This is a genomic window from Synechococcus sp. R6-5, assembly GCF_047461775.1.
Taxonomy (GTDB): Bacteria; Cyanobacteriota; Cyanobacteriia; order Thermostichales; family Thermostichaceae; genus Thermostichus.
In genome coordinates this window covers 1-10,432 of the sequence record NZ_JANSHV010000026.1, presented here as the reverse complement: position 1 = coordinate 10,432, position 10,432 = coordinate 1, and the positions used below count along the sequence as shown (strand labels likewise).

Below are 10,432 nucleotides of genomic sequence, written 5' to 3'. Positions count from 1 at the left end.
GGCTAGGGTGAGACGCCTGGGCTATTGAGAAAAGCCTTCTTCCCCCGTACATTATTGCTCCGTAACGCTGACGCGACGGCGCGACCAACGTTCTAGGTGGGGGTGCAGTGTCCTGGTTTGAATCGAAATGACCATAAGCTGACAATGGCTCTACTGAGCCTCTAGAATGGAAGGCTGTCGAGAAAATGAAGTGCCTTCCCCGATGTCGAAACGTAACATGCAGGTTGTGCTGCGCCAGGCGATCCCAGGGCTGGGCAAGCCCGGAGAGATTGTCAACGTCAAGCCCGGCTATGCTCGCAACTACCTCTTCCCGCGGCAGATGGCGGTGCGGGTTACCCCTGGCATATTGAAAGAGCAGCAGATGCGTCTGGAGCAGGAAGCGGCTCGTAAACTGGCAGAAAAACAACGGGCGGAAAACTACAAGACCGCTCTGGAGACCATTGGTCGCTTCGTCATCCGTAAGAAAGTGGGAGAACACGACCTCCTATTTGGGCAGGTGACCACCAGCGATATTGCTGAGGTGGTGCTGGCTACCAGCGGTCTAGATATCGACCGCCGCAACATTCTCCTCAACGAGGAAATCAAAAAAACCGGGGTTTATCCCGTGCAGGTAAAGTTACACCCCGAAGTTACCGCTACGCTGCGCATTCAGGTTACTCCCGAATGAGGACTCACCTTCGAGGATCCCTGAGTTCCCGTGAGGGATCCCGGGGTGAGTAGGGTTTTTGCCTTAGGCAACAAGCGGGTATGCTCAGCCTAGAGCTTGACCCGCCTGACGATTGGAGCTGACTGGCTGAGAGGCCGGTTGCCCTAGGGCTGGGTTGATTTTCCTATCCTGGCTTGTGGTGATCAGCGATTACGACTTAACGGGTGGGGATCGGCTTCCTCCTCAAAACATTGAAGCCGAGGAGGAAATCCTGGGGGGCATTCTCCTCGATCCGGATGCGTTGGTGCGGGTCGCGGAGTTTCTGCGACCAGAGATGTTCTACATCTCTGCCCACCAAGAGATTTACCGGGCTGCTCTCCAACTGCACAGCCAAGGGCAGCCCACCGACCTGATGACTGTGTCTGCTTGGTTGGCGGATCATCATCTTCTGGAGCGGGTGGGGGGAACAGGGGCGATCCGTCGTCTGCTGGAGCAAACCGTCAGCAGCGTCAACATCGACCAGTATGCCCGCCTGGTGATGGATAAATACATGCGCCGCCAGTTGATCCAGGTGAGCAATACCTTGGCTCGTTTGGCCTACGATACCAGTCAGCCCCTGTCTCAGGTGATGGATCAAGCCGAGCAGCAGGTGTTTGGCCTCACCCAAGAGCGGGTGCAGCGCAGTCTTATCCCGGCCTCCGAGGTTTTGGTCAATATCTTCTCGGATTTGGAAGAGAAGTTCCAGAGTGGGGCTCAGCTCCCTGGGATCCCGACCAAATTCATCGACCTGGATAACCTGACCCAGGGCTTGCAGCGATCCGATTTGTTGATCCTGGCCGGTCGGCCTTCGATGGGGAAAACCAGCCTGGCCCTCAACATTGCCCAAAATGTGGCTGCCTATGCCAAGCAGCCGGTCGCTATCTTTAGCCTGGAAATGTCTCGGGAGCAACTGGTGCAGCGGCTTTTGGCCAGCGAAGCCCGCATCGACAGCAGCCGCCTGCGTTCTGGGCGCATTAGCGAACACGAGTGGCAGCGCCTGGGACAAGCCATTGGTTTTTTATCGCAATTGCCCCTGTTCATCGACGATACCCCCGACTGTACCGTTACAGAAATTCGCTCCAAAGCGCGGCGTTTGCAGGCGGAACAGGGGGGAACGTTGGGGATGGTGTTGATCGACTACCTACAACTGATGCAGGGATCCGCTGCTGACAACCGGGTGCAGGAGCTGTCGCGCATTACCCGTGGCCTCAAGGCCATGGCCAAAGAGCTGATGGTGCCGGTGCTGGTGCTGTCTCAGCTCAGTCGAGCTGTTGAGTCTCGCTCCGATAAGCGCCCGCAACTGGCAGACCTGCGGGAATCGGGCTGTCTGGCCGGGGATACGCAGGTGATGGATGCGGATCGCGGCAAGATCTGGCGGCTGGATCAACTGGCGGCCCTGCCGGCTTCGGCGGAACTGCCCCGCCTGCTCAGCTTGAACGGGCGCGGGCGCTTGGTGCCCCAACAGCCTGTGAAAGTGTTTTGCAGTGGTCGGCAGCCCACCTGTGTTCTGAAGACCCGCCTCAACTTTTCCATTCGCGCCACCGGCAACCATCCCTTCTTGACCCCAGACGGCTGGAAAACCCTCGACGAGCTGCAATTGGAAGAAGAGGTGGCGGTGGTGGTGCAGGAGGGGCTGATCTGGGATCCGGTGGTGCTCATCAGCGAGCCGGGGGAGCCTCAGCCGGTTTACGACGTCGAAATGCCCCGCCACCACAACTTCGTGGCCAACGGGCTGCTGGTACACAACAGCATCGAGCAGGATGCCGATCTGGTGATGATGATCTATCGCCCGGAATACTACGATCCCAACACCAGCGATCGCGGCATTGCCGAGGTCATCATTGCCAAACATCGCAACGGCCCCACCGGTACCGTGCGCCTGCTGTTCGAAAGCCAGTACACCCAGTTTCGCAACCTGGCGGATCCCAACCGCTGAGCAACCGATGCCGAAGAGGGATCCGGAGCTGCTGCCTTGGGAACAACCCCGCAAGGTGTTAGCTTAGGATCGCTGCGGGCCAAAGCAATGCTCTTGAGCCGGCTACCCTCTCTCCTAATGCTCAAAACGATATGTTTAAAAACGTGTTAATTGCCACCGACCGCCGAGATGGCCTGCAGCGTTTTGGCAAGTGTTTGGAAGATCTGCACAGCAACGGCATTGAGCGCGTCACCTTCGTCCGCAGCGTAGATTGGCAAGAGGACGACATCGGCATTCCCGACGACATTACCCCCGAAGTCCAGGCAGAGCAGACCCAGTTGCAGAAGCTGCTGAACCCGATCCCAGCAGGGTTGGAAGTCAAGGCTCTGGTGCAGGCGGGCAGGCCAGCCGATCTAATCCTAAAAGGCATCCAAACCTATGGCTCCGATCTGCTCATTACAGGCATGGGTACCCACAACCTGCTCGCCGAAAAATTGTTCGGCAGCACCACCATGGCGCTGTTGCCGAAGCTGAAAATCCCCCTACTGGTGATGCGCCCCCAGCTGCTGGCTACCTTTACCCTGGAAGAATTGCGCTTGCGCAGCCGCCACCTGTTTCGCTGCCTCTTGGTGCCCTTTGACTTTGAGCAGCCGCGTCAGCAGTTGCTGAACCATCTCGGCCACCTGCTGCCCGGTACTTCCCAGTGCCAGACGCTTACCCTGCTCTACGTGGTGGATCCCAGCGCCCGCCGCAACCAAGGAACTCCGGTGGAGGTGCTCAAGCGCAAAGCCGAGGCTGACCTGGCCCAGGTGCTTGAACCCCTGAGCGAGCAGGTGAAGCCCGTACAGCTGCGCACCCTGGTGCGGGTGGGATCCCCTCTCAAAGAGATCCTGGCTACTGCTGCCGATGAAGACATGACGGCCATTGCCACTGCCTCCCCCCATGTGGGCAGCTTTTGGGAGTGGTCGGTTCGCAGCCTCACCGGCGAGATTTTGCGGCAAAGTTGGCATCCGGTGTTGTTTTTCCCGCGCGGGTCTTTGGCCCAATAAATCCAGGCAAGATCCAAGCCGAGTGTTGCAGATTGAACTCACCTTCCATGAACCCCCCTTCCACGACAGCGCTGCAGGATCTGTTTCGGGCAGTGGCCCAAGGGAAGCTCACCCCAGAGCAAGCTCTGCAGGCCTATCGCTTTCTGCCCTTCGAGCCGGTGGGAGATTTCGCCCATGTGGATCACCACCGTCCCTTGCGCACGGGCTTTCCCGAAGCCGTGTGGGGGCCGGGCAAGACCCCAGATCAGATCGCCCAAATCCTGGAGCAACTCCACCAGCGGGGATCCCTGGCCTTGGCCACCCGCATCGAAGCCCAGGTGTATGCCGAGATCCGCAGCCGCTTGCCCCAGGCCCAGTATTCCGAGTTGGCCCGCTTGTGTTGGATCCCGTCCCGGCAGGTGGTCAGCCATCCTGGGCAGGTCAGCGTGATCTCCGCCGGCACTGCCGATTTACCGGTGGCAGAAGAAGCCGCCCTCACGCTGGAGCTTTCTGGGTTTCAGGTGAAGCGCCTCTGGGATGTGGGGGTGGCCGGGATCCATCGGCTGCTGCACAACTGGGCGGCCCTGCAAGCGGACGTGCTGATCGTGGTGGCGGGCATGGAGGGGGCCTTGGCCAGCGTGGTGGCGGGTCTGGCGGATTGTCCGGTGATCGCTGTGCCCACCAGCATTGGCTACGGGGCCAGCTTCCAGGGCTTGGCTGCCCTGCTCACGATGCTCAACTCCTGCGCAGCGGGGGTGGGAGTGCTGAACATCGATAACGGTTTCGGGGCGGCGATTCTGGCAGGCCAGATCCTGCGTTGCGGACAACGGCTGGCAGCTCGATTGAGTTCATGCGGCCCCACTGGAGATCCAACAGGGAATCGACAGATTTCGGAAGGTTAAGAATTGTAAATAGATCCTGAGCCAAACAGGCTATACTCAGGCCATAGTTTAGGCTTGGGCTTTCTCTTTCCCATCCTTCGGGAGTTTGAGGGTGTTGCCTCTGGTCACCTAACTGGGTTCATGCCTTTTTCTGGGGTACCTTTATCCGAAGATGGGGAGGGTTCCTACGCTGGTTAACTGCTGTGTTGGACTGACTGGGGCGGACAAAACGCGCGAATATGCTAATTGATGCAACACTTGTCAAAAATGCAACAGATGCGATGGGAGCGACCTTGATCCTGGCGCAAGGGATGACTCAGTCCTTCACCTGGACAGATATTTTCTTGGTAGTGGCTTTGGTGTTTTTGGAGGCCGCCCTCTCTGCGGACAACGCCGTTGCCCTAGCAGCTCTGGTGAAGCATCTGCCCACCCCCCAGCAGCAGAATCGGGCCTTGCGCTGGGGCATCATCGGCGCTTACAGCTTTCGCATTGCCATTGTCTTCGCGGCAGTTTGGTTGGTGGAGTATCCGCCCGCCCAATTCTTGGGGGCCTGTTATCTGCTCTGGCTAGCCTGGCAGCACTTTCGGGGCGAGGAAGAAGGCCAAGAACAGGACATCACCCGCCACGCCAATTTTTGGCAGACCCTGGTGATGGTGGAACTGACGGATCTGGTTTTTTCTTTCGACAGCATCGCCGCTTCGGTGGGCGTCTCCCGCAAGGCTTGGGTAATCATCCTCGGCGGCATTCTCGGCATTACCCTGATGCGCTACATGGCTTCTCTGTTTTTGCGTTGGTTGGACGAGTTCTCTCACCTGGAAGACGCCGCTTTTGCCATCATCGCCTTGGTGGGGAGCACCATGTTGTTGGAGGTGTTTTTCCCCCAAATCGAGATCCCAGAGTGGGGGATGGTGGTGGCCGTGATCCCCTTATTTGTCTGGGGCTTCTCGCGGCGCGTGAAACTCCATTCAGAACAGGATAAGCAGCCGGAGCTGGCTGACGGAGAGAAGAGGGAAGAGAAAAGAGCAGGGGTTACAGACGAGATGGAAATCGTCCCCTCCGGTTGGGTGGCTGCCCTTGAGGAAGACCTCGCCCCTGAGCTGCAGAGCAGAGAGAATGGAGAGGAGAGGTACGGCTTGGGCCTATCGCCAGGGATCCCTGATCTGCCTTGATAGGGCTGTGGGCTGCTTCATTGCCTTGGCCCCTGCCGACTCCTAAACTAGCAGTGAAGCCGACTCAAGGAGGGAAGCATCCTGAGCCCCCAGTTTTGCTTGAAATCATTGGTCAAGTGCTTCAGAAGCAGCATAGACAGCCCAAAGGAGCAGCAGGCCGCGGAAAATAGGCTCCAGCCTTTGGCGAGGGCGGAGGTTCTGAGCATGCCAGCAGTGCAGAGCACTGCCCCCTTGGTGGAGCTGCGCCAAGTTTCCAAGCGCTTCGGCTCGACGGTGGTGCTTGACCACGTGGATCTGAAGGTGTACCGGGGTGAGGCCCTGGGCCTGGTGGGGCCTTCGGGCACCGGGAAATCGACGCTGCTGCGCATCATTGCCGGCCTAACGGAGCCAGACGCTGGAGAAGTGCTCTGGTGCGGGATCCCACTCCCGGAGATTCAAGCCCATCATGCAACTCCCCCTTTGCGAGTAGGGATGGTGTTTCAGCAGGCCGCCCTCTTCGACTCCCTGACGGTGGAAGAAAACGTGGGGTTTTTGCTCTACGAGCACTCGCAGTTGCCCCGCTCCCGCATTCGGGAATTGGTGGCCGCCAAGCTGGAGGCGGTGGGACTGGCGGGCAAAGAGCACAACCTGCCAGAAGAACTCTCGGGGGGGATGCGCAAACGGGCCAGCTTCGCCCGCGCCATTATGGAGGATCCTTCTCTGCCCCAGGATGAGCCCCAATTGCTGCTGTACGACGAGCCCACAGCGGGCTTGGATCCCATTGCCTCCACGGTAATTGAAGATCTCATCCGGGAGCTGCAGCAGGTGAAAAAAGCCTGTGAGAGCTACATTGTGGTGACCCACCAGCACAGCACCATTTACCGCGCCACCGACCGCATTGTGTTGTTGGCCCAGGGGCAGGTGCAGTGGGAGGGATCCGTGCAGCAGATTGAAACGTGCGATAACCCCTTTGTGCGGCAGTTTTTCAGCGGTAGCGTAGAAGGGCCAATTCAAGTGGCGGGGCAGGTGTGATGCGTTCGCGAGCAGTGCGAGAAGGGGCAGTGGGCCTGTTGATCCTGGCGGGGGCGCTGGGCTTTGCCGGCCTGTTTTTGTGGATCTACAACCTGCGCTTTGGCAGTCGCGGCTTTCAATTTACCGTCACCTATACCAACGTGGTCGGGCTGGCCGAGGGATCCAGCGTGCGGCTGCGGGGGGTAACCATAGGTCGAGTGGAGCGTATCACGCCTCAACCCAATCAAGTGGAGGTGCAGGTGGCCATTGACCAGCCTTTGGCTATTCCCCGCAACGCCCTGTTTGTAACCAAACAGACGGGGTTGGTGGGGGAAACGGTGATGGATATCCTGCCCCAGGGGAGGGGTCAGGCGGCAACGGGATCCCCTCTGGCAGCGGATTGCGACAGCAGTCAAATCATCTGCGATGGGGATGTGGTGGAGGGCAAACCTGGAGTGGATTTTGGCCAGTTATTGATCCGGCTGGATCAGTTGCTCACACGGATCAACGACGATGAGCTCTTCGACACCCTTAACGCCACCCTAGAAGGGCTCACCCGCGTTGCCAATAGCGTGGCCGATCTCTCAGAAACCGTGGAAGAGCGAGTAGCTGCCCTGCGCACCGAAGATCTGGACTTGTTGCAATTCACCACGGCTGCCACGGCCATCCAAGACGCGGCTGGGGCTGTGAGGGGAACTGCCCGCAGTTTTCAAGCGGCTGCCGATCAATTCACCGCCCTGGTGGATCAAAACCGCACTTCCCTTAACGCCGTCCTGGAGAACATTCAGCAGGTGAGCGCCGATCTACAGGCCATGTCGAGCGCGGTGCGCCCGCTGGTTACCGATCCACAACTCCAGGCCGATGTGCGCCAGATCCTGGCCGAGGTGCGAGCGGCTGCGGAGAACGTGGCCCAAGCTACCGAAGATCTGCAGCAGATTGCCGCCAGCCTCAACGATCCGGGCACTTTAGCTACTCTGCGCCAAACCCTCGATTCCGCCCGCATCACCTTTCAGAATATGCAAAAAATTACCGCCGACATCGACGAGCTGACCGGGGATCCCCAGTTTCGCCGCGGCATTCGAGAGTTGGTGTTGGGGCTGAGCAACTTGGTCTCCAGCGTCCCTGGGGAAGATGGGATCCAGCCCGCGGTGGCCGAAGGGTATCACTTTCGTTTTGCGCCCGTCTCTTTTGCCCAGGGGATTGTCTCTGGATCCCAAGGATGGCAGCCGCAGACTTCCCCATAAATTGGCAACCCGCTGAGGTAACAACGGCGGCCAAAGCCGTTGAAGGGATCCCCAACCTGGGGTAGGCTTTGCGGATAAGGTGCTGTGCCTACGGCACCCCCTATGGCTACGCAACGCTGGCGCGACTGAGGTTGAGGTGTGAGGAATGTGTGGCATTGTCGGCTACGTGGGTTTTCAGTGGGCTGCCCCCATCCTGTTGGAGGGCCTGCGCACCTTGGAGTATCGGGGCTATGATTCTGCCGGCATCGCCACGGTGGATCCCGAAGAAGGATTGAGAGTTGTCCGCGCTACCGGCAAGCTGCACAACCTGCTGGTGAAGCTGACGGCCAACATGCCCACCGCCAAGGTAGGGATCGGACATACCCGCTGGGCCACCCACGGCGGCGTGACCGAAGAAAATGCCCACCCCCAGTGCGACGAGCGCGGGCGCATTGTGGTGATCCAAAACGGCATTGTGGAAAACTACCTGGAGCTAAAGGAGCGTCTCCTGGAGCGGGGGATCCCATTCCGCTCCCAAACCGATACGGAAGTGATCGCCCAACTGCTCGGCCTCTATACAGAAGAGCTGGGCTCCTTTGAGGCGGCCTTTGGCCAGGTCATGGGGCAACTGCGGGGGGGAAACGCCGTGGTGGCTCTGGATCGGGAGGCGCCGGATCGGCTGATCGCAGCCCGTTTGGGCAATGCCGGAGCCGTGGTGGTGGGAGAGGGAGAAGGGGAAAACTTCGTGGCCTCCGATCTGCCTGCCATTGTCCGCCATACCCGCAAGGTGGTGTTCTTAGAAGATGGGGAAATGGCGGTTCTCACGGAGTCTCAAGTGCGCTACCTGCGCATTACCGGCGAGGAGCTGCGCAAATCCAGCATCACCGTGGCCTGGGATCCCGTCTCAGCCGCCAAGGGAGGCTACAAGCACTTCATGCAAAAGGAGATCTTTGAGCAGCCCCGCACCACCACCGATACGCTACGGGGGCGGGTGGATCTGGAACAGGGCCGGGTGACACTGGAGGGGCTAACGCTTTCTGAAGCACAACTGGCCCACATTGAGCACATCCACGCCGTAGCCTGTGGTACTGCCTGGCACGCCTGCTGGGTGCTCAAGTACTTCATCGAGAGCTTGGCCCGTACCCCTGTAGAGGTGGATTACGCCTCTGAGTTTCGCTACCGCCAGCCGGTGTTGCGCCCCAACCACCTGTTGCTGGCCTTAACCCAGTCGGGAGAAACCGTCGATACGCTGGCAGCCATGAGCGAGGCCCGCACCCAAGGGATCCCGACTCTGGCGATTGTCAACGCCATCGGATCCCAGGCCAGCCGTCTGGCGGATGCCGGGGTTCTCTACATCCATGCCGGTCCGGAGATTGCCGTGGCTTCCACCAAAGTGTTTACCGGCATGTTGGTGGCAGGGTACTTGCTGGCCCTGCAACTGGCCCAAGCCAAAGGGATCCTCAGCCCGGCCCAGATCCAAGCCCACCTGCAAGCCTTGATCGAGCTGCCGGGCAAGATCAGCCTGCTGCTGAAGGACGCCGCCCTCTACGACCAACTGGCGGAGCAGTACCATCATGTTGCCAACATGCTCTATCTGGGCCGCTGGGTTAACGCCCCGATTGCCCTGGAAGGAGCTTTGAAGATGAAAGAGGTGAGCTATATCCACGCCGAAGGCTACCCGGCAGGGGAGATGAAGCATGGCCCTATTGCCCTCATCGACGAGCGGGTGCCGGTGGTGTGCATTGCCACCCGGGATCCCGTCTACGAAAAAATGCTCTCCAACATCGAACAGGTGCGGGCGCGGGGGGGACGGGTGATCGCCCTCATCAACCCCGAAGACACCCAGGTGCGGGAGAAAGCCGACCACATCATCGAGGTGCCCAGCACGACACCCCTGTTGTCGGCGGTTCTGAACGTGATCCCCCTGCAGTTGTTCGCCTATGCCATGGCTTTGCGCCGCGGAGCCGATGTGGATCAGCCGCGCAACTTGGCCAAGTCGGTAACGGTGGAGTAACGGCTGTTGCCCTTGCCGCCCCTGGCCTCTGGTTTTTGCAAAATCGGGCAGATCACCTCTTTTTCATCAGCAGCCGCAGGGGGGATCTGCCAATCGGAGAGGAGACCTTGAATTTGGCTTTTCAGCGCTTGCAGATCGGCAATTCGCTGTTCAATCTCCTGCAGCTTGCCTTGCAGATGCTGGCGAATTTCTGGACAAGGCTGCTCCCCTCGGTCGTGGACATACAGGATTTGGCGGATTTCTTCTAAGCTCAGGCCCAGGCTCTGGCAGCGGCGGATAAAGGCCAGACGAACCAAAACCGAAGGGTCGAACAGCCGATAGCTGGACTCCGCCCGTTCCACCGTTGGCTTCAGCAGGCCTATCGATTCGTAGTAGCGCACCGTGCGTACAGGCAAGCCGGCTGCTAGAGCCACCTGGCCGATCTTCAGGCTAGCAGACAAGTCTCGGACAGCAGCAGGATTCGACATGTCCCCAACTGGATCCCTGTAGATTTCTTCAGCGTGACATACTCCCACACTCATGCTGAC

General features: G+C 59.4%; 9 protein-coding genes. 8 read left to right on the top strand and 1 reads right to left on the bottom strand.

Features of this window, described 5'->3' with window-relative positions; translation table 11 throughout:
• The first annotated feature begins 202 nt into the window (after positions 1 to 202).
• The 8 genes from rplI to glmS all read left to right on the top strand — a co-directional run bounded on the left by rplI (position 203) and on the right by glmS (position 9,905).
• A complete protein-coding gene (gene rplI, locus NW818_RS01630; protein ID WP_414329820.1) occupies positions 203 to 667 on the top strand; it encodes a 50S ribosomal protein L9 in 465 nt (154 codons plus the stop codon).
• Between the two features lie 178 nt (positions 668 to 845).
• On the top strand, positions 846 to 2,621 hold the full coding sequence (gene dnaB / locus NW818_RS01625; protein WP_414423657.1) for a replicative DNA helicase: 1,776 nt from the start codon (positions 846 to 848) through the stop codon (positions 2,619 to 2,621).
• 131 nt (positions 2,622 to 2,752) lie between these two features.
• Positions 2,753 to 3,649 (top strand): universal stress protein, encoded by an 897-nt coding sequence (locus NW818_RS01620; RefSeq protein WP_414423656.1) that lies wholly within the window; start codon positions 2,753 to 2,755, stop codon positions 3,647 to 3,649.
• A gap of 47 nt (positions 3,650 to 3,696) precedes the next feature.
• On the top strand, positions 3,697 to 4,530 hold the full coding sequence (gene larB, locus NW818_RS01615) for a nickel pincer cofactor biosynthesis protein LarB (RefSeq protein WP_414423655.1): 834 nt from the start codon (positions 3,697 to 3,699) through the stop codon (positions 4,528 to 4,530).
• A gap of 260 nt (positions 4,531 to 4,790) precedes the next feature.
• Positions 4,791 to 5,678, top strand: coding sequence for a TerC family protein (locus NW818_RS01610; protein WP_414423654.1), 888 nt, complete (start codon positions 4,791 to 4,793; stop codon positions 5,676 to 5,678).
• A 204-nt stretch (positions 5,679 to 5,882) separates the two neighbouring features.
• Positions 5,883 to 6,689 (top strand): ABC transporter ATP-binding protein, encoded by an 807-nt coding sequence (locus NW818_RS01605; RefSeq protein WP_414343968.1) that lies wholly within the window; start codon positions 5,883 to 5,885, stop codon positions 6,687 to 6,689.
• Positions 6,689 to 7,912: an MlaD family protein gene (locus tag NW818_RS01600; RefSeq protein WP_414423653.1), complete on the top strand. Its 1,224-nt coding sequence runs from the start codon at positions 6,689 to 6,691 to the stop codon at positions 7,910 to 7,912. Before NW818_RS01605 ends, NW818_RS01600 begins: the two co-directional genes overlap by 1 nt.
• Before the next feature lie 145 nt (positions 7,913 to 8,057).
• Positions 8,058 to 9,905: a glutamine--fructose-6-phosphate transaminase (isomerizing) gene (glmS, locus tag NW818_RS01595; protein ID WP_414423652.1), complete on the top strand. Its 1,848-nt coding sequence runs from the start codon at positions 8,058 to 8,060 to the stop codon at positions 9,903 to 9,905.
• On the opposite strand, the gene NW818_RS01590 is transcribed toward glmS, so the two are convergent.
• The coding region (locus NW818_RS01590) for a heavy metal-responsive transcriptional regulator (RefSeq protein WP_414423651.1) at positions 9,866 to 10,432 on the bottom strand (567 nt) is incomplete at its 5' end. The two genes, glmS and NW818_RS01590, sit on opposite strands and share 40 nt — an antisense overlap.